This window comes from Priestia sp. SIMBA_032, assembly GCF_046535215.1.
Classification (GTDB): Bacteria; Bacillota; Bacilli; order Bacillales; family Bacillaceae_H; genus Priestia; species Priestia aryabhattai.
Map to the genome: position 1 here is coordinate 1 of NZ_JAWRXD010001403.1, position 242 is coordinate 242.

Here is a 242-nt window from a genome sequence, read left to right on the forward strand (position 1 = left end):
CCTGGCCTACTCCGACCGGACCCAGGCGCCGTCGGGTGCCGGCTACGCCTTGGCCGACCGGCATCTCATGTCGCGGGCGTTCCCGCGGCTCCTGCAGCGGTGCGTGCCCCGGCCGATGTCTGCGTTCGCGGCCACGGTCCGGATCGCGACGTTCGAGTACGCCCCGCAGGGCATCGAGGAACCGACGGTTGCGGTGCTGACTCCGGGCTCGTTGTCGGAGACGGCGTTCGACCAGGCCCACC

The 242-nt window shown here is 72.3% G+C and carries 1 protein-coding gene; it reads left to right on the top strand.

The genetic code is table 11. The features are described from left to right. Positions 1 to 242 (top strand): circularly permuted type 2 ATP-grasp protein (locus SB717_RS38925; RefSeq protein ID WP_410908611.1); only part of this gene is annotated, 242 nt, incomplete at both ends.